Origin of the sequence: Agrobacterium vaccinii, assembly GCF_021310995.1 — a bacterium.
In the GTDB taxonomy this organism is placed as follows: Bacteria; Pseudomonadota; Alphaproteobacteria; order Rhizobiales; family Rhizobiaceae; genus Agrobacterium; species Agrobacterium vaccinii.
Genome location: NZ_CP054150.1, coordinates 1,044,860 through 1,068,189, shown reverse-complemented (window position 1 = coordinate 1,068,189; position 23,330 = coordinate 1,044,860). Strand labels below are relative to the sequence as shown.

Here is a 23,330-nt window from a genome sequence, read left to right as displayed (position 1 = left end):
AACCCTCTGTGGCCTTTGTTAAGGAGTTCCCTTCGACATCTCACGACGTTTCCGGTCTCCGGATTGGAAGTCGTTGGATTGCTCCACGTACCTTCCTTGTTATATCGGCCCTTACTTTCGCAAGGTCAGGCCGAGGTCTTAGAGCTTGATTTCCACGTCAACGCCAGCAGCCAGATCGAGCTTCATCAAAGCATCGACGGTCTGCGGTGTAGGGTCAACGATATCGAGAAGACGCTTGTGCGTCCGCATTTCGAACTGCTCACGGCTCTTCTTGTCAACGTGAGGAGAGCGGTTGACGGTAAACTTTTCGATGCGGGTAGGAAGTGGAACCGGGCCGCGAACGCTGGCGCCGGTGCGCTTGGCGGTCGACACGATCTCACGGGTAGAGGCATCGAGGATCCGGTGATCAAACGCCTTGAGGCGGATACGGATATTCTGGCCGTTCATTCGTCTTGTCCTTGTTCTTTGTTTTAGAATTTCCGCACGCGGAAATACATGAACCTAGTTGATCGTGGCGCCGCAGATTTTCAAAAATCAAGAGGCATGCACGACGCACACCAATCATTTCAGTAGTCTGTATTTGCAAATCACCGGGCCTCGCAGAAGATGCGAATCCAATCTGGTGAGTGTGAGTGCGCGTTTACGCGCTTTCACTGTCATTTTCAAGCACAAAAAGTGCAACGCCATGACGCTTTTTATCAAACGTCCAATGGCGGTGCTTTTCACACCGCCATTGTCCAGAATTATCCCGCCGGGCAGATGCCCGACGTTAAGGCTGCGGCGCCATCGGCGCCGCCTACCCTATTACTCGACGATCGAAGCGACGATGCCGGCGCCGACGGTACGGCCGCCTTCGCGGATCGCGAAGCGCAGCTTTTCTTCCATCGCGATCGGAACGATCAGTTCGACTTCAACAGTGACGTTGTCGCCTGGCATAACCATTTCCGTGCCTTCTGGAAGCGAAACGATACCGGTCACGTCAGTCGTACGGAAGTAGAACTGTGGACGGTAGTTCGTGAAGAACGGTGTATGACGACCGCCTTCTTCCTTCGTCAGGATGTAGGCTTCAGCCATGAACTTCTTGTGCGGCTTGACAGAGCCTGGCTTGCAAAGAATCTGACCACGCTCAACGCCATCGCGCTGTACGCCACGAACGAGAGCACCGATGTTGTCGCCAGCCTGGCCCTGATCGAGCAGCTTGCGGAACATTTCAACGCCGGTAACCGTCGTCTTCGATGTTGCCTTGATGCCGACGATTTCGACTTCTTCGCCAACCTTGACGATACCGCGCTCAACGCGACCCGTCACAACCGTACCACGGCCGGAAATCGAGAACACGTCTTCGATTGGCATCAGGAACGGCTGATCGATTGGACGCTCAGGCGTTGGGATGTAGGCGTCAACCTGAGCCATCAGCTCACGGATGGCGTCTTCGCCGATCTTCTTGTCGCTGTCTTCAAGAGCAGCAAGAGCCGAACCCTTGACGATTGGAATATCGTCGCCTGGGAAGTCGTAGGACGACAGAAGTTCGCGAACTTCCAGTTCTACAAGTTCCAGCAGCTCTGCGTCGTCAACCTGGTCAACCTTGTTGAGGAACACAACGATCGCAGGAACGCCAACCTGACGAGCCAGCAGAATGTGCTCGCGGGTCTGTGGCATTGGGCCGTCAGCAGCCGAGCAAACCAGGATCGCGCCGTCCATCTGGGCAGCACCGGTGATCATGTTCTTCACGTAATCGGCGTGGCCGGGGCAGTCGACGTGCGCGTAGTGACGAGCAGGTGTCTCATACTCAACGTGGGCCGTCGAAATCGTGATACCGCGGGCCTTTTCTTCCGGTGCAGCGTCGATCTGGTCGTACGCCTTGAACTCGCCGAAGTACTTCGTGATCGCAGCAGTCAACGACGTCTTGCCGTGGTCAACGTGACCGATCGTGCCAATGTTGACGTGCGGCTTATTGCGCTCAAACTTGCTCTTTGCCATGAGTGGCTCTCCATTCTGATCCCGTAAAGGGAATAAACTCTAAAATTCGTTTGGGGCGTACCCCGATCACTTCTGACCGGAGTACTTTGCCTGGATTTCCTGAGCAACGTTGCTCGGAACCGGCGAATAGTGATCGAAGGTCATCGAGTACTGCGCGCGGCCCTGGGACATGGAGCGCAGGTTATCGACGTACTTGAACATGTTGGCCAGCGGAACATGCGCGTTGATGACAACGGCAATACCGCGGCTTTCCTGGCCCTGGATCTGACCGCGACGCGAGTTCAGATCGCCGATCACGTCACCGACGTAATCTTCAGGGGTTACGACTTCGACCTTCATCATCGGCTCGAGAAGCTGTGCACCAGCCTTCTTCGCTGCTTCACGGAAGCAGGCACGCGACGCGATTTCGAACGCCAGAACCGAGGAGTCAACGTCGTGGTATGCGCCGTCGATCAGGGTTGCTTTGACGCCAAGCATCGGGAAGCCAGCCAGAGGACCGGAAGACAGAACGCTTTCGATACCCTTCTGAACGCCCGGGATGTATTCCTTCGGAACAGCACCACCAACGATCTTGGACTCGAACTTGAAGTCTTCGCCATCGGGGTTCGGTTCGAAGATGATCTTCACACGAGCGAACTGACCTGTACCACCGGACTGCTTCTTGTGTGTGTAATCTTCTTCGTGCTGACGTGTGATCGTTTCGCGGTAAGCAACCTGCGGAGCACCGACGGTAGCTTCAACCTTGAACTCGCGACGCATACGGTCAACGAGAATGTCGAGGTGAAGTTCGCCCATGCCAGCGATGATCGTCTGACCGGATTCTTCATCCGTCTTGACGCGGAACGAAGGATCTTCAGCAGCCAGGCGGTTGAGCGCGAGGCCCATCTTTTCCTGGTCGCCCTTGGTCTTCGGTTCGATCGCGATCTGGATAACCGGCTCAGGGAATTCCATGCGCTCGAGGATAACTGGCTTCAGAGGATCGCAAAGCGTATCGCCTGTTGTCGTTTCCTTGAGCCCAGCCAGAGCAACGATGTCGCCAGCGAAGGCTTCTTCGATGTCTTCACGGCTGTTGGAGTGCATCTGAAGCATACGGCCGACGCGCTCACGCTTGTCCTTGACCGTGTTGATGACAGATGTGCCCTTTTCGAGCTTGCCAGAGTAGATGCGTGCGAAGGTGAGCGAACCAACGAAGGGGTCGTTCATGATCTTGAACGCAAGCATCGAAAGCGGCTCGGAGTCATCTGCATGACGCTCGATTTCGGCTTCGGTCTTGAAGTCGATGCCCTTGATCGCAGGAATGTCCAGCGGCGAAGGCAGGTAATCGCAAACGGCGTCGAGCAGAGGCTGAACGCCCTTGTTCTTGAACGCGGTACCGCAGAACATCGGGTGGAACTTCACGTCGATGGTGCCGCGGCGAACGAGCGCACGGATCTTTTCGTTGTCAGGCATTTTGCCGTTCAGGTAGTCTTCCATCGCTTCTTCGTCGATCTCGACAACAGTCTCGATCAGCTTTTCGCGATATTCGTCTGCCTTGGCCTTCATGTCGTCTGGAATCTCAACGACGTCCCACTGAGCGCCGAGAGACTCGTCGCGCCAGATGAGTGCGTTCATCTCGATCAGGTCGATCACGCCCTTGAACTCGGTTTCTGCACCGATCGGGAGCTGCATGACGACTGCGATGGCGCCGAGACGGGTCTTGATCATCTCTACCGAGCGGTAGAAGTCAGCGCCGGTCTTGTCCATCTTGTTGCAGAAGATCATACGCGGAACGTTGTACTTCTCAGCCTGACGCCAGACGGTTTCCGTCTGCGGCTCTACACCGGCGTTGGCATCGAGAAGGGCAATAGCACCGTCGAGAACGCGCAGCGAACGTTCGACTTCAATCGTGAAATCAACGTGGCCGGGGGTGTCGATGATGTTGAAACGGCGCATCTTGCCATCGCGACCCTTCCAGAAGGTCGTCGTAGCAGCCGACGTGATGGTGATACCACGTTCCTGCTCCTGCTCCATCCAGTCCATCGTGGCTGCGCCATCGTGAACTTCGCCGATCTTGTGCGACTTACCGGTGTAGTAGAGAATACGCTCGGTGGTGGTCGTCTTGCCGGCGTCGATATGCGCCATGATACCGAAATTGCGGTAGTCTTCGATTTTATATTCGCGAGCCATAACGGACTGCCTTTCGGATCGGTTAGATTACCAGCGGTAATGCGAGAATGCGCGGTTGGCGTCGGCCATCTTGTGCGTGTCTTCGCGCTTCTTGACTGCGGAACCACGGTTGTTCGCTGCATCCATGAGTTCGCCGGAAAGGCGATCGACCATGGTTGTTTCGTTGCGCTTGCGCGCAGCAGCGATCAGCCAGCGGATCGCGAGAGCCTGACGGCGCTCTGGGCGAACATCGACCGGAACCTGATATGTTGCACCACCAACGCGGCGCGAACGCACTTCAACGTGCGGAGCAACGTTGTCGAGGGCCGAATGGAAGATGCCGAGTGGCTCTGCCTTGGTCTTGCCCTGCACGACGTCGAACGCGCCGTAAACGATGCTTTCTGCGACCGACTTCTTGCCGTGAAGCATGATGGCGTTCATGAATTTGGTAACGATCAGATCGCCGAACTTCGGGTCCGGGTTGATCTCACGCTTTTCTGCACTATGGCGACGGGACATATTCTTGTCTCTCAACGGTTATGGACGCTTTATCACGCGGAGAACCTCGCGCAGCGCCGGAAATTGTTTAAAGCCGAATTACTTCGGACGCTTTGCACCGTACTTGGAACGACGCTGCTTACGGTTCTTGACGCCCTGCGTATCGAGAACACCACGGATGATGTGGTAACGAACGCCCGGCAAGTCCTTTACGCGGCCGCCGCGGATCATGACAACGGAGTGTTCCTGAAGGTTGTGGCCTTCACCAGGAATATAGCCGATGACTTCGAAGCCGTTGGTCAGGCGGATCTTGGCAACCTTACGAAGAGCCGAGTTAGGCTTCTTAGGGGTCGTCGTGTAAACGCGGGTGCAAACGCCACGCTTCTGTGGGTTTTCCTGAAGAGCAGGAACCTTATTACGCTTTACCTGTGCCTGACGTGGCTTGCGGATCAGCTGGTTTACGGTAGGCATATAACCATCCCTTGCAAAAACTACTTTAGCCACCCTCTCGGATGGCGGTTATACCGTTTCCGGCAACGACGCACGCATAGTCTCATGCGCAAAACGTGGCCCGATCCGGTTTTCACGGATGGACCACTCAATGCAGAGGACGTAAATGATACGTCGTGCGTGCAACATTCGTGTTTCGTACGTGTTTTTGGACCCTTGTTTGAGGTGATCTCCAGAACGAGTCGTTCCAGATGGCCAGTCCTCACATTGGCTCCGATGGCGGGCGTACTACTGTTTTACCCCGCTTTCGTCAAGGGTGAATCCGCATTTAGTACCCAGCGGACCAGCCCCAAGCCCCTGACCTACAGTATTTCGCGCGGCTTTCAACATAAACCCTCTCTCCCCGTCCAGTTTTTCCAATCCGGCCTTTGGCTTTTCACAAAAGCCGTCTATTGATTCCCATAACGGCATGAGGTGAAAACGAGCCACAGGCATGGCTTCACCTTGCGTCACAAAATCATAGCCAGAAAAGGAATCGCGTCATGATCACAGAACCAGACAACGACAACGGACGCGACGATGCCATGGTCTTTATCGTCATTGGCAAGGCCTATGAGCGCGAAGGCGAAAAAGGCATCGACATCCACATCATCCTACGCGCACCCGACGACGACAGCGCCGTACGGGAAGCCCTGAACGCCCTCTCCGAAGAAGGCTTCCTCGAAGCAGACCTCGACCAGATCGGCATGCTGACGGAAATCCCGGACGAGGAACCGCATGCATCTGCCTATCAGGGCGCGCTCGAGGGTGAGGTGGCGATTATCAGGTTTGCTTGATAAAGAGATGGGCGCGCCACATTTACTGGCGCGCTCAGGCGATACCGATAAAGACTGCCAGTGATCTTGTGATCGAAAGCATCATGTCGTCGTCAAGGCGACCGAATACTGGTCCTAACTTGTTTCGTAGCACAGTCATTGACTTGTCGATCATCACCTGAGACGGCTTGGTCAATCCGTTTTGAGGTGATGGCTGAACTGTCAGGCGTATGAACGGTGCTTCAACCAGAGTTCCAGAAAGCAACAACACTGTCACCGTTGCTGTATCTGAAAAGTAATCAGATTGAACGATCACAGCAGGACGTGGCTTTCCAAAGTCACCTGAAACAGACACCGTTACGAGATCCCCTCGCCTCACTCAGAAACCTCATCATCCAGATCAGCCAATGCGGCATCTGTGAATGCGTCGAATTCCGTGTCGAGTGCGTCTGAAGCAGCAACCGCTCTGGACTGACGGCGGCATTCTGCTTCGAAGCCCGCTCGGCGCGTATCAGGAACCCAAATCTGCATAGGGCGAAGGCCAGAAGCGCGAAGAGCATCGCGACGCTTCTGTACACGATGGTTGACAGACGTTGCCAAGGTAGCCTCCGATACTCGTTACATGTAACAATACAGCTGCATTTGGAATTTGTAAAGTCTCAGCTATGTCTCGCGGCTTTTACAGACTGGGGCATCAAGGCCGAATTTTCGTAAACCGGATTTGTCCTCCCTCAGCCTCACGCTCTCCGCCCCAGCCGAGGTGCCGATAGAAACCTGCTGCGCGACTATCCCTATCCGTCTCCAACCAAATTTCGGCGTGATGTTTGAACAACTCTTCTTCGGCAGCCAAAACGAGCTTCTTCCCAAGACCTTTGTCTTCATGCGAAGGGAGTATGAACGCGGCAAAAAGCGATGCATCGCTAATGTCAATCATAGAGAACCCAACCACTTTGCCGCCTATAGTTGCGACCCACGCACAATGCGAGGCGGCGATCATCTCTGAAATAGAAGTCTCAGTGACGCCCATCTTAGCAAGCCGTTCGAAAGAAATATGATTTTCACGAACGGAAGTTCGAACATCAAACAAAGCCGACACGTCTGACTGTTGAGCAAGTCTAATTTCTGCAGCCACTTCACCACCTTGAAATTCTTTACTGGTGCTGCCTGATATCACATGGAATCTTGTTCATTGTGACAAGTTCAATTTGGATACTGCGTATAAATCCCAAACAAAAAAACGCCCGGATCACTCCGGGCGTTTCTGTTTCAGCAAGCGGTGCCTCTGGCAAGGCCCCTGCCCTGGCCACCGTTACTCGGCAGCTGGAGCCTTGTCTGTCATGTCCTGCAACATCTGGTTTGCGGAAGAAGAGCCTGTGCTCTTCTTGCGCTCTTCGATGATCAGTTCGTCGCGGCTTGTGGCGATGCGACGGATCTGGGTCATGGTGCCGCCGGTACCAGCCGGGATAAGACGGCCTACAATGACGTTTTCCTTCAGACCCTGCAACGTGTCGGTCTTGCCGGCGATTGCAGCTTCCGTGAGAACCTTTGTGGTTTCCTGGAACGAAGCAGCCGAGATGAACGATGGCGTTTGCAGCGATGCCTTGGTGATACCCAGAAGAACCGGGTCGCCGTAGGATGGCTTCTTGCCTTCGTCGATCAGACGATCGTTGTTGTCTTCCATCTCGATGCGATCAACGCTGTCGCCCACGATGTAATGCGAGTCACCTGCATCGGTGATTTCCACCTTCTGCAGCATCTGACGCACGATCACTTCGATGTGCTTGTCGTTGATGACAACGCCCTGCAAGCGGTAGACTTCCTGGATTTCGTTCACGAGATAGGAAGCCAAAGCCTCCACGCCCTTGATCGCCAGGATGTCGTGCGGTGCCGGGTTACCATCGAGAATGTATTCACCCTTCTCGATGTAGTCGCCTTCCTGAAGGTGGAACGGCTTGCTCTTCGGGATCAGGTATTCGACTGGCTCGACACCGTCTTCCGCAGGCTCGATCTGAACGCGACGCTTGTTCTTGTAGTCGCGGCCCAAGCGGATCGTACCATCGATTTCGGCGATGATAGCGTGATCCTTCGGACGACGCGCTTCGAAGAGTTCAGCAACACGCGGCAGACCACCGGTGATGTCCTTGGTCTTGGCGCTTTCCAATGGCGAACGTGCAAGCACGTCACCCTGGAAGACCTTCATGCCAGGCTCGACCGACAGGATGGCGTCAACCGACAGCTGGAAGCGAGCTTCGCTACCACGTGCAAGCTTGGCCACATTGCCGGATGCGTCCTTGATGACGATGCAAGGCTTCAGATCCGAACCACGTGGTGTCGAACGCCAGTCGATAACCTGACGCTTGGTGATACCGGTGGATTCGTCGGTCGCTTCCAGAACGGAAAGACCGTCGACCAGATCTTCGAAGTGAACGGTGCCTTCCACTTCCGTCATCATTGGACGTGTGTAAGGGTCCCACTCTGCCAGACGCTGACCGCGCTTGACCTTGTCGCCATCATCCACGAACAGCTTGGAGCCGTAGGCCACACGCTGCGAGGAACGCTCGACGCCACGCTCATCGAGAATGGTGACGGACATGTTACGGCCCATCGCGATGAGGATGTTGTCGGAGTTACGCAGGCTATTGCGGTTCTTGATCTGGATCGTACCTTCGTACGATGCTTCCAAGAACGACTGGTCGACCACGTTGGCCGTGCCACCAAGGTGGAACGTACGCATGGTGAGCTGTGTGCCCGGTTCACCGATGGACTGAGCGGCGATAACGCCGACCGCTTCGCCCATGTTGACTGGCGTACCACGTGCAAGGTCACGACCGTAGCAGACGCCGCAAACACCGACCTGAATTTCGCAGGTCAGAGCGGAGCGAATACGAACGGACTGGATGCCGGACTTTTCGATGGTCGCGATATCGGCTTCGTCCATCAGCTTGCCAGCCTTGACGATATTTTCGCCCGTGACCGGGTTGTCGATATCATCGAGAGCCGTACGACCAAGGATACGTGCGCCAAGCGAGGCAACGACCTGACCAGCATCGACGATGGCGGTCATGGTGAGGCCCTTGTCGGTGCCGCAATCCGTGGAATTGACGATGCAATCCTGCGCGACGTCAACGAGACGACGTGTAAGATAACCGGAGTTCGCCGTCTTCAAGGCCGTGTCTGCAAGACCCTTACGGGCACCGTGGGTCGAGTTGAAGTACTCGTTAACGGTCAGACCTTCCTTAAAGTTGGAGATGATCGGTGTTTCGATGATCTCACCCGATGGCTTGGCCATAAGGCCGCGCATACCACCCAGCTGACGCATCTGGTTCGGAGAACCACGCGCACCGGAGTGGGACATCATGTAGATGGCGTTCATCGGCTTCTGACGACCGGTCTCTGGATCGAACTCGACAGCCTTAATGCGGGCCATCATGTCTTCCGCGACCTTTTCGGTTGCCTTACCCCAGGCGTCTACGACCTTGTTGTACTTTTCGCCCTGAGTGATCAGGCCGTCATTGTACTGCTGTTCGTATTCCTTGACCAAGCTTTCCGTGTCGCCAACGATCTTTTCCTTGGTTTCAGGAATGATCATGTCGTCCTTGCCGAACGAAATACCGGCGCGGCAAGCGTGCGTGAAGCCGAGCTGCATGATGCGGTCGCAGAAGATGACCGTGTCTTTCTGGCCGCAATGACGGTAGACCGTGTCAATCATCTTGGAGATGTTCTTCTTGGTCATTTCCTGGTTGCAGGTCTCGAAAGGCACATTGACGTTCTTCGGCAGAAGCTCACCGATGAGCATACGGCCAGGCGTCGTTTCATAGATTTTCGAGACTGGCTTGCCATCGGCATCGACAGTCTTGAAGCGGCCACGAATCTTGGCATGCAGCGTCACGACCTTGTTTTCCAAAGCGTGATGCAGTTCGCCGAGGTCGGAGAAGGCCATGCCTTCGCCAGGCTCGTTCTGGTTCATGATCGACAGGTAATAGAGACCGAGAACCATGTCCTGCGAAGGAACGATGATCGGCTGACCGTTTGCAGGGTGCAGGATGTTGTTGGTGGACATCATCAGCACGCGTGCTTCCAGCTGCGCTTCGAGCGACAGCGGAACGTGAACGGCCATCTGGTCACCGTCGAAGTCGGCGTTGAAGGCCGTGCAGACGAGCGGATGCAGCTGGATAGCCTTGCCTTCGACCAGCATGGGTTCGAAGGCCTGGATGCCCAAGCGGTGCAGCGTCGGTGCGCGGTTCAACAGAACCGGATGCTCGCGAATGACCTCGTCGAGGATATCCCAAACTTCAGGCTTTTCTTTTTCGACAAGCTTCTTGGCCTGCTTGACGGTGGAGGAGTAACCCTTTGCGTCGAGACGGGCGTAGATGAACGGCTTGAACAGCTCGAGCGCCATCTTCTTCGGCAGACCGCACTGGTGCAGCTTCAGTTCTGGACCCGTCACGATAACCGAACGACCGGAATAGTCGACGCGCTTGCCGAGAAGGTTCTGACGGAAGCGGCCCTGCTTGCCCTTGAGCATGTCGGACAGCGACTTCAGCGGGCGCTTGTTGGCACCCGTGATGACGCGACCACGACGGCCGTTGTCGAACAGCGCATCGACGGATTCCTGCAACATACGCTTTTCGTTGCGGATGATGATGCCAGGCGCACGAAGCTCGATCAGACGCTTCAAACGGTTGTTACGGTTGATGACGCGACGATAGAGATCGTTCAGGTCGGAAGTCGCAAAGCGGCCACCATCCAGCGGAACCAGCGGACGCAGGTCCGGTGGAATGACTGGAACGACCTTCATGATCATCCACTCGGGACGATTGCCAGATTCCATGAAGTTCTCAACGATCTTGAGACGCTTCATGTACTTCTTCTGCTTCAGTTCAGACGTTGTCTCGGCGAGTTCCGCGCGAAGATCGCCAGCGATCTTCTCGAGGTTCATCGAAGCCAGCATTTCGTAGATGGCTTCAGCACCGATCATGGCCGTGAACTGGTCTTCGCCGAACTCGTCGACGGCGATCATGTACTCTTCTTCGTTCAGAAGCTGGTTCTGCTTCATCGAAGTCAGGCCAGGCTCGGTCACGATGTAGTTTTCGAAGTAGAGAACGCGCTCCACATCTTTCAGCGTCATGTCGAGCAGCGTCGAGATACGCGAAGGCAGCGACTTCAGGAACCAGATGTGGGCAACGGGTGCTGCGAGCTCGATATGGCCCATGCGCTCGCGGCGAACGCGCGACAGCGTGACTTCGACGCCGCACTTTTCGCAGATGATGCCCTTGTACTTCATGCGCTTGTACTTGCCGCACAGGCACTCATAGTCCTTGATCGGTCCAAAAATACGCGCGCAGAAAAGACCATCGCGTTCAGGCTTGAACGTACGATAGTTGATGGTTTCCGGCTTCTTGATTTCGCCGTACGACCACGAAAGAATCTTTTCGGGGCTGGCAATCGAAATCCGGATGGAATCGAAGTGCTGCGCCGGTACAGCCGGGTTGAAAAGGTTCATGACCTCTTGGTTCATGCCTGTCTCCTTAGGGGTTTGGCCCCTTGCTTGCATCTGGCGCGGTGCAGTCCGCATCACCGGCCAATGCCTAAAACATGATTAACCGCAAAATGCGGCGGAAGTTTCTACCGTCAGGCGCAAGCCATCGGGCGAAACAGGCAGGCACCTGTGAGGTGCCTGCCCTTCTGTTTCTTATTCCGCCGCGTCAGGCAGTTGATCCGCTGCGTTGGCTTCGTCGAGCTTGGAGTTTTCCAATTCGACGCTGAGACCCAGCGAGCGCATTTCCTTGACGAGAACGTTGAAGCTTTCAGGAATACCGGCTTCGAAGGTATCGTCGCCACGGACAATTGCTTCGTAAACCTTGGTGCGGCCCGCCACGTCGTCAGACTTGACGGTCAGCATTTCCTGCAGCGTGTAAGCCGCGCCGTAAGCTTCCAGTGCCCAGACTTCCATTTCCCCGAAGCGCTGTCCGCCGAACTGCGCCTTACCACCAAGCGGCTGCTGGGTGACGAGCGAGTATGGACCGATCGAGCGAGCGTGAATCTTGTCGTCGACAAGGTGGTTCAGCTTGATCATGTACATGTAGCCGACGGTGACCTTACGGTCGAAGGTTTCACCAGTACGACCATCGTACAGAACAGACTGACCCGATTCATTGAGACCGGCTCTCGTCAGCATTTCTGCAACGTCTGGCTCATGCGCGCCGTCGAAGACCGGCGTCGCAATCGAGACGCCCTTGCGGGACTGCTCGGCAAGACGGATCAGGGACTCGTCGTCGAAGTGAGCGACTTCATCCTTGGCCTGGGAGGAATACACTTCCGTCAGCTCGCGCTTCAGGTCCGTTATATCCAGCGACTTGTGATACTCGTCGAGCATGTCGCCGATCTTCTTACCCATGCCGGCGCAAGCCCAGGCAAGGTGGGTTTCGAGAATCTGGCCGACGTTCATGCGCGATGGCACGCCCAGTGGGTTCAAGCAGATGTCGACATGCGTACCGTCTTCCAGGAACGGCATGTCTTCAACCGGCACGATACGCGAGACAACGCCCTTGTTACCGTGACGGCCAGCCATCTTGTCGCCTGGCTGGATCTTGCGCTTTACAGCAACAAAGACCTTGACCATTTTCATGACACCAGGAGGCATTTCGTCGCCGCGCTGAACCTTCTCGACCTTGTCCATGAAGCGCTGTTCAAGGCGCGACTTGGATTCGTCGTACTGACCGCGAAGCGCTTCGAGTTCGGCCTGAGCCTTCTCGTCTTCAACGGCAAACATCCACCACTGCGAGCGTGGATATTCAGATACGACGGCGTTCGAAAGCTCGACGCCCTTCTTGAAGCCCTTCGGACCAGCGATGGAAACCTGTCCGCGCAGCATGTCGACCAGACGGCCATAGACGTTGCGGTCCAGAATGGCCTGCTCGTCGTCACGGTCCTTGGCCAGACGTTCGATCTCTTCGCGCTCGATTGCCATTGCACGTTCGTCTTTTTCGACGCCGTGACGGTTGAACACGCGAACTTCGACGACCGTACCGAACGTGCCCGGAGGCATACGCATGGATGTGTCGCGAACGTCGGAAGCCTTTTCACCGAAGATGGCGCGCAGAAGCTTTTCTTCCGGCGTCATCGGGCTTTCACCCTTCGGTGTGATCTTGCCGACGAGGATATCGCCAGGCTGAACTTCCGCACCGATGTACACGATACCGGCTTCGTCGAGGTTCTTCAGCGCTTCTTCCGAGACGTTCGGAATATCGCGCGTGATTTCTTCAGGACCAAGCTTGGTGTCGCGCGCCATCACTTCGAATTCTTCGATGTGGATGGAGGTGAACACGTCGTCGGAAACGATGCGTTCGGACATCAGGATGGAGTCTTCGTAGTTGTAACCATTCCAAGGCATGAACGCGACGAGCGCGTTGCGGCCAAGTGCCAGGTCACCGAGGTCGGTCGAAGGACCGTCAGCGATGATGTCGCCCTTGTTCAGAATGTCGCCGACGGCGACCAGCGGACGCTGGTTGACGCAGGTGTTCTGGTTGGAGCGCTGGAACTTCTGGAGACGATAGATGTCAACGCCGGACTTGCCAGCATCGAGATCTTCCGTCGCACGGATAACGATACGCGTTGCGTCAACCTGGTCGACCACGCCGCCACGACGGGCTGCAATGGCAGCGCCGGAGTCACGAGCAACGATCGGTTCCATACCGGTTCCGACGAACGGAGCTTCCGCACGCAAGAGCGGAACGGCCTGACGCTGCATGTTCGAACCCATGAGGGCGCGGTTGGCGTCGTCGTTTTCCAGGAACGGGATGAGAGCCGCAGCGACCGAAACCAGCTGCTTCGGCGATACGTCCATCAGGTTGATGTTGTCACGCGGTGCCAGCATAACTTCGCCGGAGTGACGGCAAACCACGAATTCTTCCGTGAATGCGCCTTCAGCGTCCAGTTCGGCATTGGCCTGTGCAACGTAGTACTTGGCCTCTTCCATGGCGGAGAGGTAGATCACGTCGGTCGTGACCTTGCCGTCGATGATCTTGCGGTACGGGCTTTCGATGAAGCCGTACTTGTTGACGCGGGCAAAGGTTGCGAGTGAGTTGATTAGACCGATGTTCGGGCCTTCAGGCGTTTCGATCGGGCAAATACGGCCGTAGTGGGTCGGGTGAACGTCGCGGACTTCGAAGCCTGCGCGCTCGCGGGTCAGACCACCAGGTCCAAGAGCCGAAAGACGGCGCTTGTGGGTGATTTCCGAAAGCGGGTTCACCTGGTCCATGAACTGCGACAGCTGAGAGGAGCCGAAGAATTCGCGAACGGCAGCTGCTGCTGGTTTAGCGTTGATCAGATCCTGCGGCATCACGGTGTCGATTTCGATCGAGGACATCCGTTCCTTGATCGCACGTTCCATGCGCAGCAGACCCAGACGATACTGGTTCTCCATCAACTCACCGACGGAGCGAACGCGACGGTTACCGAGGTTGTCGATATCGTCGATTTCGCCCTTGCCGTCACGTAGTTCGACCAGCATTCTGACGACAGCCAGAATGTCTTCCTTGCGCAGCGTGCGCACGGTGTCTTCTGCATCGAGGTCGAGACGCATGTTCATTTTCACGCGGCCAACCGCAGACAGATCGTAGCGCTCGCTATCGAAGAACAGCGACTTGAACATGGCTTCCGCCGAATCCATAGTCGGTGGCTCACCCGGACGCATGACGCGATAGATGTCGAACAGAGCTTCCTGACGGTTCTCGTTCTTGTCTGCAGCCAACGTGTTGCGGATGTAGGCACCAACATTGACGTGGTCGATGTTGAGGATCGGAATTTCAGTGAAGCCGGTGTCGAGGATGAGCTTCAGCGTCTTTTCGTCGATTTCATTACCAGCTTCGAGATAGATTTCACCTGTCTCGTAGTTGACCATGTCTTCGGCGAGGAAGTTGCCATAAAGCTCTTCGTCGGTTGCCTTCAGGAACTTGAGGCCCTTGTCGGAAAGCTGGCGGATCAGACGCGGTGTCAGCTTCTTGCCGGCTTCCACAACGACTTCGCCCGTATCGGCATCGACCATCTCGGTGATAGCCTTGGCACCCTTCAGCACGTCCGGCTGATAAGGGAAACGCCAGCCTTCGCCGTCACGCTCGTAGCTTGCCTTGGTGTAGAAGGTCGACAGAATTTCTTCGCCATCCATGCCAAGCGCCATCAGAAGCGATGTTGCAGGCAGCTTACGGCGACGGTCGATACGTGCGTAGACGACATCCTTGGCGTCGAATTCGATATCCAGCCAGGAACCGCGGTAAGGAATGACGCGCGCAGCAAACAGAAGCTTGCCCGACGAGTGGCTCTTGCCCTTGTCGTGGTCGAAGAAGACGCCCGGCGAACGGTGCATCTGCGAAACGATAACGCGTTCCGTGCCGTTGACGATGAACGTGCCGTTGTTTGTCATGAGCGGCATGTCGCCCATGTAGACGGACTGTTCCTTGATGTCCTTGATGGACTTCGCGCCTGTATCTTCGTCAATATCAAACACGATGAGACGCAGCGTCACCTTAAGCGGCGCTGCGTAGGTCAGATCGCGCTGACGGCACTCTTCCACGTCGAACTTAGGCGCTTCGAATTCGTAGGATACGAACTCCAGCATCGACGCACCGGAAAAGTCGGTGATCGGGAATACGGACTTGAAGACTGCATTCAATCCCTCGTCGGGACGACCGCCCTTGGGCTCGTCAACCATGAGAAACTGGTCGTACGAAGCCTTCTGAACCTCAATGAGGTTCGGCATTTCCGCTACTTCTGGAATTTTGCCGAAAAACTTGCGTACGCGCCTGCGACCGTTAAACGAAAGGGTCTGAGCCATCGTCGCTCCTTTAAAATTGCATCCGGGCCTGCAACGGACGGGAACCGCTGGCCAGTCGATCCCGTCAATCCAATGAGTATCTTCAATCTCGTTTCACGTCCCGAATTGTAAGGCCGGATTGCCTGTACAGCGCGGTTCGAAACCATTCTCTTGAAGAACCCATTACCCAAAAGCCATTTTCACGCGGCTTTTGGGTAATAAGTCCAGTAGAAATGAAGACAGGAGACGGCGCGAACGCCGCCTCCCGAACATTCCAAGATTACTTAACGTCAACCTTGGCGCCTGCGTCTTCAAGCTTCTTCTTGAGGTCTGCAGCTTCAGCCTTGGAAACGGCTTCCTTGACAGCCTTAGGAGCGCCTTCAACGAGGTCCTTAGCTTCCTTCAGGCCGAGACCTGTGATAGCGCGGACTTCCTTGATGACGTTGATCTTGTTGGCGCCAGCGTCAACGAGAACGACGTCGAATTCAGTCTTTTCTTCTTCAGCAGGAGCTGCAGCAGCGCCGCCGGCAGCAGCAACTGCTACAGGAGCAGCAGCGGAAACGCCCCACTTTTCTTCGAGAAGCTTGGAAAGCTCAGCAGCTTCCAAAACTGTCAGAGCGGAGAGGTCGTCAACGATCTTTGCGAGATCAGCCATGTCATAGTTCCTTTAATTCGGTTCGAACCGGTTTGAATATTTACAGCGAAAAACCGCCTTAAGCGGCTTCGTCCTTCTTTGAGTAAGCCGAGAACACGCGTGCAAGCTGGCTTGCAGGTGCTGCGACAACCGTAGCGACGCGCGTTGCAGGAGCCGCAAACAGGCCCAGCAGCTTTGCACGCAGCTCGTCCAGCGAAGGCAGGGTCGCAAGCGACTTGACTGCTTCGGCGTTGAGCGTGGTTGCACCCATGGCTCCGCCGAGAACAACGACTTTATCGTTGGTCTTTGCGAAGTCCATGACGACTTTCGGAGCAATCATAGGGTCAGTGCTGTATGCAATCAGCGTCTGTCCCTTGAAGAGATCGATGATCCCTTCCGACTCCGTACCCTGAAGAGCGATCTTGGCCAGGCGGTTTTTCGCGACCTTGACGGTGCCGCCAGCAGCACGCATTTTCGAACGAAAATCGTTCATCTGCGCAACTGTGACACCAGCATAGTGGGCCACGACAACTGAACCGGAAGCCTTGAAGACTTCGTTCAGCTCCGTGACGAATTCGCGTTTTTCCGCTCTTTCCACTGTCTGTCTCCAGTAGATGACTGCACATGACATGTGCACCCATCGGGTTTGCCTTTGCCTCAAGAGACCTTGTTGCCAAAATCTCAAGCGACGCTTGAGGATCCTGTCCCCCGCTCTGTCGCCGCAAACGGCTTCAGGCACAGGCACATCAGGTTCGAACCGGATTATTAAGCATCCTTGGATGCGAAAATCCGGGCCTTACCCGTCTCATGCAGGCTGAATGATTAAGGCTTAAATCCCGGAGGAAATGAGCCGCCTACAATCTCGGACAGGAGTTCCAGGTTGCCCTGGAAATTCCCGGCCCTTGCGAGCCGGAAATCTGAAGTGCCGCGCCTCCTGAGAAGCGCGGCGAATGATTATGCAGTGACCGACGAAGGCTCGATGCGAACGCCTGGACCCATGGTCGAGGAGATCGCTACGCGCTTGACGTAGTTGCCCTTCGCACCGGCTGGCTTTGCTTTGATGACGGCGTCAGCGAAAGCCTTGATGTTTTCTTCGAGCGCCTTGGCATCGAAGGAAGCCTTACCGATGCCAGCATGAACGATACCGGCCTTTTCGACGCGGAATTCAACAGCGCCGCCCTTGGAAGCCTTCACAGCTCCAGCAACGTCCATCGTAACCGTACCGACCTTGGGGTTCGGCATCATGCCGCGTGGGCCGAGAACCTTACCGAGGCGACCGACGAGTGGCATCATGTCAGGTGTGGCGATGACGCGATCGAAGTCGATCTTGCCGCCCTGAACGATTTCCAGCAGGTCTTCTGCACCAACGATGTCTGCACCGGCAGCCTTGGCTTCATCAGCCTTGGCGCCACGAGCGAAGACAGCAACGCGAACGTCACGGCCTGTGCCGTTTGGCAGATTGACAACGCCGCGAACCATCTGGTCAGCGTGACGTGGGTCAACACCGAGGTTCATGGAAACTTCAACGGTTTCGTCGAACTTGGCGACAGCCCGTTCCTTAACCATCGAAATGGCGTCGGTCAGGACGTAAAGTGTCTTTGGATCAACGCCTTCGCGGATCTTCTGTACGCGCTTTGCAAGCTTTGCCATGATCAACCTACCACTTCCAGGCCCATGGCGCGGGCAGAGCCCTCAACCATTGCCATTGCGCCTTCGATGTTGGCTGCATTCAGGTCCTTCATTTTGCCTTCGGCAATAGTTCTGACCTGAGCCTTGGTGATCGAGCCGACCTTGGCACCCTTACCAGGTGTCTTGGAACCGGAGGTGATCTTTGCTTCCTTCTTCAGCCAATAGGTCATTGGCGGCTGCTTCATAGCAAACGTGAAGGACTTGTCCTGGTAATAGGTGATGACGACCGGGATCGGCATACCCTTTTCCATTTCCTGCGTAGCGGCGTTGAACGCCTTGCAGAATTCCATGATGTTAATGCCACGCTGACCAAGCGCCGGGCCGATTGGCGGGGACGGGTTTGCCGATCCTGCCTTGACCTGAAGCTTGAGCTGGCCTGCAACTTTCTTAGCCATATCTCTCTGCCTTTCAAATCGAACCGGTTGCCCGGCTCCCATGCCGATATAATCGGCGGCTGCGGTTGCGTGGTGCGATCCCTGCCCCGGCTAAGAGCCAGCGATCTTCCACGCGTTATGCGACATCAGTCGCATCCACATCAGGGCAGAACAATCACTTGCTCACGCTTGCTGATGTATTGGTTGAAGAGCGCCTTAGCGCCCTTCATGATATCGTCAGACCTTTTCGACCTGCGCATATTCCAGCTCGACGGGGGTAGCGCGACCGAAGATGGAAACTTCCACCTTGAGGCGCGACCGCTCTTCGTCGACATCCTGAACGACGCCGTTGAACGACGCGAAAGGACCATCGGAAACGCGAACCTGCTCGCCGATCTCGAACGAAACCGAAGACTTCGGACGTTCGACACCTTCCTGAACCTGACCCAAAATGCGGTCGGCTTCAGAATCAGGGATCGGAACAGGCTTGTTATCCGAACCCAGGAAGCCCGTGACTTTGGGCGTGTTCTTGATGAGGTGATAGGCCTCATCCGTCAGGTTGGCGCGAACCAGCACGTAACCCGGAAAGAACTTACGCTCGCTATCGACCTTGCGACCGCGACGCACCTCGACAACCTTTTCGGTCGGCACGAGGATTTTCTCGAATAGATGATCGAGGCCCTTCTGACGGACCTTTTCTTCAATCGACTCGGCGACCTTCTTTTCGAAGTTCGAATATGCCTGGACGATATACCAACGCGCTGCCATCTTTACTCTCCGCTCACTCTATTATCGGCCGACGCTCAGAACGAGACTGAGCAACCAGCCGATGAGCTGGTCAGCCGCAAAGAAGAACAGTGCCGCGAAGATGACCATCACCAGCACCATCGCCGTTGAAATCATGGTCTCGCGGCGCGACGGCCAAGTGATCTTCGACGCTTCGGCGCGAACCTGCTGCAGAAACGTAAACGGATTGGTTTTGGATGCCATTGACTGCCCACGCAATTACGGCGCGTAAAGCCGAATTAATCAGCCCCACACACCGCGTGTCTGTTTTGACCTACATAAACGCCGATTCCCCTTTTAACAAGGGCAAATCGACATTCGGCGAATTTCACCGGTAAACCGGCACCTCATCTGCCATGCAGCGATGCCACGCGCTTGCTGATGAGAAATGGCAGGGGCAGAGGGGCTCGAACCCACGGCCTGCGGTTTTGGAGACCGCCGCTCTACCAACTGAGCTATACCCCTACGACACCGACACCAGAGACATAAAGCGTGTCCCCCAAGTCGGTATGCCGCTCTTTAAAGTGCCCGGAAAAGAATGGCAAGGGTGTTTTTCATTTTTTCCAACGCCACTCCCTCGAATTCCCTTTATCTCACGCTTTCACATATTTGCGCCAATCGTGCTCCTCCTTGAAACCCAGGACCTCCCGGATTTTGCGGTTGGAATAGAGACCTTCATGCTCGCCAATGTCGCGCGTGAACGGCACATTTGGGAAAAAGCGCGAAGCAAGTTCCTTGCTGGGCACATTGGCCGTCGCGGTGTCGTTCGCGGCGTTGAAGACCTGGAAACCCAGACCGTCTTTCTCGATGCACAAATGGCATATTTGCCCAAGATCGCGGGCATCGATGTAATTCCAGGCATTGCGCTTGCGCGTTTCCGGGTCGGCAAAGAAGGCAGGAAATTTGTCGTATTCATGCGGCTCGATGACATTGCCGATTCGAAGGGCATAGATATCTGCGCCGTAGCGTTCCGCAAATGCGCGCGCCGTCTTTTCGTTGACGACCTTGGACAGGCCGTAGGAATCCATCGGATCGACATCATAATCTTCCTCCAGCGGGAACTGGTGGAAATCGCGGTGTCCTTCGGCAAAGCAAATGCCATAGGTGGTTTCAGAAGACGCGACGATGATCTTGCGCACGCCGAGCTTCACTGCCGCCTCGATGACATTATAAGTGCCCATGGTATTGACGCGGAATGTCTCATTGTCAGGCTTGATGAGGATGCGCGGAATGGCGGCGAAATGCACCACGGCATCATAGGGCTGAACGCCCCTACCCGTCTCCAGATCAGGAAAATCGCGATGCATGGACAGCGCATTGAACACTTGTCCACTGTCGGTGACATCGACAATCAAGTTCGTAACACCCGGGCTATCGAGCGGGACGAGATCGAGATTGTGAACCTCATATCCCTTAGCGACCAACCACGGCACGACGTGCTTGCCAGCCTTGCCAGAGCCGCCTGTGAACAGAATGCGCTTTGCCATGATTTTCTCCTCCGGGTCATGAAATCGGCCCCATAGGTAAGGGCTTAATGGAAACGCACAAGGCCACGCGGGATATTCGTGCGCGCAAACAAAAAAAGCCCCGCTGTTTCCAGCGGGGCTCTCCATATCCCTTGCGGGAAATGATTACTCGACGATCGAAGCGACGATGCCGGCGCCGACGGTACGGCCGCCTTCGCGGATCGCGAAGCGCAGCTTTTCTTCCATCGCGATCGGAACGATCAGTTCGACTTCAACGGTGACGTTGTCGCCTGGCATAACCATTTCCGTGCCTTCTGGAAGCGAAACGATACCGGTCACGTCAGTCGTACGGAAGTAGAACTGTGGGCGGTAGTTCGTGAAGAACGGCGTATGACGGCCGCCTTCTTCCTTCGTCAGGATGTAGGCTTCAGCCATGAACTTCTTGTGCGGCTTGACAGAGCCTGGCTTGCAAAGAATCTGACCACGCTCAACGCCATCGCGCTGTACGCCACGAACGAGAGCACCGATGTTGTCGCCAGCCTGGCCCTGATCGAGCAGCTTGCGGAACATTTCAACGCCGGTAACCGTCGTCTTCGATGTTGCCTTGATGCCGACGATTTCGACTTCTTCGCCAACCTTGACGATACCGCGCTCAACGCGACCCGTCACAACCGTACCACGGCCGGAAATCGAGAACACGTCTTCGATTGGCATCAGGAACGGCTGATCGATTGGACGCTCAGGCGTTGGGATGTAGGCGTCAACCTGAGCCATCAGCTCACGGATGGCGTCTTCGCCGATCTTCTTGTCGCTGTCTTCAAGAGCAGCAAGAGCCGAACCCTTGACGATTGGAATATCGTCGCCTGGGAAGTCGTAGGACGACAGAAGTTCGCGAACTTCCAGTTCTACAAGTTCCAGCAGCTCTGCGTCGTCAACCTGGTCAACCTTGTTGAGGAACACAACGATCGCAGGAACGCCAACCTGACGAGCCAGCAGAATGTGCTCGCGGGTCTGTGGCATTGGGCCGTCAGCAGCCGAGCAAACCAGGATCGCGCCGTCCATCTGGGCAGCACCGGTGATCATGTTCTTCACGTAATCGGCGTGGCCGGGGCAGTCGACGTGCGCGTAGTGACGAGCAGGTGTCTCATACTCAACGTGGGCCGTCGAAATCGTGATACCGCGGGCCTTTTCTTCCGGTGCAGCGTCGATCTGGTCGTACGCCTTGAACTCGCCGAAGTACTTCGTGATCGCAGCAGTCAACGACGTCTTGCCGTGGTCAACGTGACCGATCGTGCCAATGTTGACGTGCGGCTTATTGCGCTCAAACTTGCTCTTTGCCATGTGAATTGCTTCCTGTGAACGTGAAGTCGTTTCCCCGGCGAACCGGTTTGGTGTCGCCGTTTAAGGCTTTGCACGCGAATGCGCAAGACTTAATTGCAAGTGTGTATGTTGAGCCGGGAAAAGCGACGTGATGAGCCTCATATGGTGTGCGTATTTCTTATTATCAACGCCACATCGTCTGGTGTAACAGCGCATTAAGCCACACGCGCTCTTTACGAAGATGTGATTCATGACATATTGACAGCAGGATTAGCCTGTGGGGACAGGCCGCCGGCTGCCTCGATGCCGGTATTCACACATCGCCTTTGACGCCGCTTTCTCCCACGGCACCCATTCGAATCCGCTTCGGGATCTACCATGGAAATTTTTACTGCTGCCGGTTTTACGGCATTTCTTCAGGTCATCGCGATCGACCTCGTTCTTGCGGGCGATAATGCCATCGTCATCGGCCTTGCCGCTGCCGGCCTCCCCGCAGAACTTCGCCGCAAGGCTATTCTCGTCGGTATCATCGCTGCCACCGTTCTGCGCATAGCTTTTGCTGCCGTAACAGTACAATTGCTCGCCATCGTCGGCTTGCAGCTGTTCGGTGGACTTCTTCTGGCATGGGTTTGCTGGAAAATGTGGACAGAGCTGCGTTCGCAAAGCAACAACGCAGACGGCCACGCCACCAATGATGATGCCGATCTGACGAAGGGAAACAAAACCTTCTTCCAGGCGGCGGTTCAAATCGTCATTGCCGACGTATCGATGTCACTGGATAACGTTCTGGCTGTGGCAGGTGCTGCGCAGGACCACATCACCGTCCTCATCATCGGCCTGATCTTCTCCATCGCCTTGATGGGCCTTGCCGCAAACTACGTCGCGAAGCTGCTGCATCGCTACCAGTGGATTTCGTATCTCGGCCTCGCCGTCATCGTCTATGTCGCTGGCAACATGCTTTATCATGGCTTCGTCGAGGTCTGGCCTTACATACAGCCCTACTTCAGCTAAACTGGTAGCATGACGCTTCTTGGAACCCGGAGATCATCAAAATCTCCGGGTTTTTTATTGCCCGACCCAGCGCAAAATTATTCGCACGGACAAATCACCACGGCACCGACCGCAAGTCGTAAAACTCGCCTATACCTTTTCATGATTGCAGTAAGCCACGGGCAAGCTTAGAGACCCATTACTTTAGATATAAGAAATAACTACAAAGGTTATCTGAACAATGGCTTATGACTGGTCCGGCGGACGTGTTCGCCGTTTTCGCCAACTTAAATTCGGCGTCGCTGTAAGCGCGGCTTTTCTCACGCTGCTTATGCTGGGAACGTTATACGTGACGGTATAAAGCCTGAACGC

20 protein-coding genes and 1 tRNA gene are annotated in these 23,330 nt (G+C 55.6%); 2 read left to right on the top strand and 19 right to left on the bottom strand.

The annotated features are described in order from the left end of the window. Window positions 1–138: 138 nt before the first annotated feature. The 5 genes from rpsJ to rpsL form a co-directional block, all read right to left on the bottom strand. Window positions 139–447 (bottom strand): 30S ribosomal protein S10, encoded by a 309-nt coding sequence (gene rpsJ, locus HRR99_RS05385; protein ID WP_003507767.1) that lies wholly within the window; start codon window positions 445–447, stop codon window positions 139–141. A gap of 357 nt (window positions 448–804) precedes the next feature. After that, window positions 805–1,980: an elongation factor Tu gene (tuf, locus tag HRR99_RS05380; RefSeq protein WP_111841877.1), complete on the bottom strand. Its 1,176-nt coding sequence runs from the start codon at window positions 1,978–1,980 to the stop codon at window positions 805–807. A 66-nt stretch (window positions 1,981–2,046) separates the two neighbouring features. After that, window positions 2,047–4,146: an elongation factor G gene (gene fusA, locus HRR99_RS05375; RefSeq protein ID WP_233123043.1), complete on the bottom strand. Its 2,100-nt coding sequence runs from the start codon at window positions 4,144–4,146 to the stop codon at window positions 2,047–2,049. Window positions 4,147–4,173: 27 nt separating this feature from the next. Next, window positions 4,174–4,644 carry a 30S ribosomal protein S7 gene (rpsG, locus tag HRR99_RS05370; protein ID WP_062450738.1) on the bottom strand — a complete coding sequence of 157 codons (471 nt, stop codon included), beginning with the start codon at window positions 4,642–4,644 and terminating at the stop codon, window positions 4,174–4,176. Window positions 4,645–4,722: 78 nt separating this feature from the next. Then, window positions 4,723–5,094 (bottom strand): 30S ribosomal protein S12, encoded by a 372-nt coding sequence (rpsL, locus tag HRR99_RS05365; RefSeq protein WP_003507760.1) that lies wholly within the window; start codon window positions 5,092–5,094, stop codon window positions 4,723–4,725. Between the two features lie 521 nt (window positions 5,095–5,615). Between rpsL and HRR99_RS05360 the strand changes: the two genes are divergently transcribed. Next, entirely contained in the window at window positions 5,616–5,909 is a 294-nt protein-coding gene (locus HRR99_RS05360) for a transcriptional regulator (RefSeq protein WP_233123042.1), read from the top strand. A gap of 34 nt (window positions 5,910–5,943) precedes the next feature. On the opposite strand, the gene HRR99_RS05355 is transcribed toward HRR99_RS05360, so the two are convergent. From HRR99_RS05355 to tuf (HRR99_RS05290), 14 genes are all read right to left on the bottom strand, one after another. Next, entirely contained in the window at window positions 5,944–6,267 is a 324-nt protein-coding gene (locus HRR99_RS05355; RefSeq protein ID WP_233123041.1) for a type II toxin-antitoxin system PemK/MazF family toxin, read from the bottom strand. Further along, a complete protein-coding gene (locus HRR99_RS05350) occupies window positions 6,264–6,488 on the bottom strand; it encodes an antitoxin MazE family protein (RefSeq protein ID WP_233123040.1) in 225 nt (74 codons plus the stop codon). Before HRR99_RS05350 ends, HRR99_RS05355 begins: the two co-directional genes overlap by 4 nt. A gap of 94 nt (window positions 6,489–6,582) precedes the next feature. Further along, window positions 6,583–7,062: a GNAT family N-acetyltransferase gene (locus HRR99_RS05345; protein WP_233123039.1), complete on the bottom strand. Its 480-nt coding sequence runs from the start codon at window positions 7,060–7,062 to the stop codon at window positions 6,583–6,585. Between the two features lie 135 nt (window positions 7,063–7,197). Continuing rightward, the gene (rpoC, locus tag HRR99_RS05340) at window positions 7,198–11,406 is read right to left on the bottom strand and encodes a DNA-directed RNA polymerase subunit beta' (RefSeq protein ID WP_111841242.1); all 4,209 of its coding nucleotides are present in this window, start codon (window positions 11,404–11,406) and stop codon (window positions 7,198–7,200) included. Between the two features lie 174 nt (window positions 11,407–11,580). Then, on the bottom strand, window positions 11,581–15,720 hold the full coding sequence (gene rpoB, locus HRR99_RS05335; protein WP_111841241.1) for a DNA-directed RNA polymerase subunit beta: 4,140 nt from the start codon (window positions 15,718–15,720) through the stop codon (window positions 11,581–11,583). Window positions 15,721–15,979: 259 nt separating this feature from the next. After that, window positions 15,980–16,354 (bottom strand): 50S ribosomal protein L7/L12, encoded by a 375-nt coding sequence (gene rplL, locus HRR99_RS05330; RefSeq protein ID WP_111841240.1) that lies wholly within the window; start codon window positions 16,352–16,354, stop codon window positions 15,980–15,982. Window positions 16,355–16,412: 58 nt separating this feature from the next. Then, a complete protein-coding gene (gene rplJ, locus HRR99_RS05325) occupies window positions 16,413–16,931 on the bottom strand; it encodes a 50S ribosomal protein L10 (RefSeq protein WP_062450732.1) in 519 nt (172 codons plus the stop codon). A gap of 356 nt (window positions 16,932–17,287) precedes the next feature. Then, a complete protein-coding gene (gene rplA / locus HRR99_RS05320) occupies window positions 17,288–17,983 on the bottom strand; it encodes a 50S ribosomal protein L1 (protein ID WP_111841239.1) in 696 nt (231 codons plus the stop codon). A 2-nt stretch (window positions 17,984–17,985) separates the two neighbouring features. Then, on the bottom strand, window positions 17,986–18,417 hold the full coding sequence (rplK, locus tag HRR99_RS05315; RefSeq protein ID WP_111841238.1) for a 50S ribosomal protein L11: 432 nt from the start codon (window positions 18,415–18,417) through the stop codon (window positions 17,986–17,988). A gap of 216 nt (window positions 18,418–18,633) precedes the next feature. Continuing rightward, a complete protein-coding gene (gene nusG / locus HRR99_RS05310; RefSeq protein WP_045232861.1) occupies window positions 18,634–19,164 on the bottom strand; it encodes a transcription termination/antitermination protein NusG in 531 nt (176 codons plus the stop codon). Between the two features lie 21 nt (window positions 19,165–19,185). Next, on the bottom strand, window positions 19,186–19,386 hold the full coding sequence (gene secE, locus HRR99_RS05305) for a preprotein translocase subunit SecE (protein WP_042618546.1): 201 nt from the start codon (window positions 19,384–19,386) through the stop codon (window positions 19,186–19,188). 185 nt (window positions 19,387–19,571) lie between these two features. Beyond that, window positions 19,572–19,647 (bottom strand) — tRNA-Trp (locus HRR99_RS05300). A 128-nt stretch (window positions 19,648–19,775) separates the two neighbouring features. Beyond that, on the bottom strand, window positions 19,776–20,669 hold the full coding sequence (locus HRR99_RS05295; RefSeq protein WP_233123038.1) for an NAD-dependent epimerase/dehydratase family protein: 894 nt from the start codon (window positions 20,667–20,669) through the stop codon (window positions 19,776–19,778). Between the two features lie 144 nt (window positions 20,670–20,813). After that, complete coding sequence (tuf, locus tag HRR99_RS05290) at window positions 20,814–21,989, bottom strand: elongation factor Tu (RefSeq protein WP_111841877.1); 1,176 nt, start codon at window positions 21,987–21,989, stop codon at window positions 20,814–20,816. A 357-nt stretch (window positions 21,990–22,346) separates the two neighbouring features. On the opposite strand from tuf (HRR99_RS05290), the gene HRR99_RS05285 reads away from it, so the two are divergent. Then, complete coding sequence (locus HRR99_RS05285; RefSeq protein WP_112499230.1) at window positions 22,347–22,979, top strand: TerC family protein; 633 nt, start codon at window positions 22,347–22,349, stop codon at window positions 22,977–22,979. Window positions 22,980–23,330 lie beyond the last annotated feature (351 nt).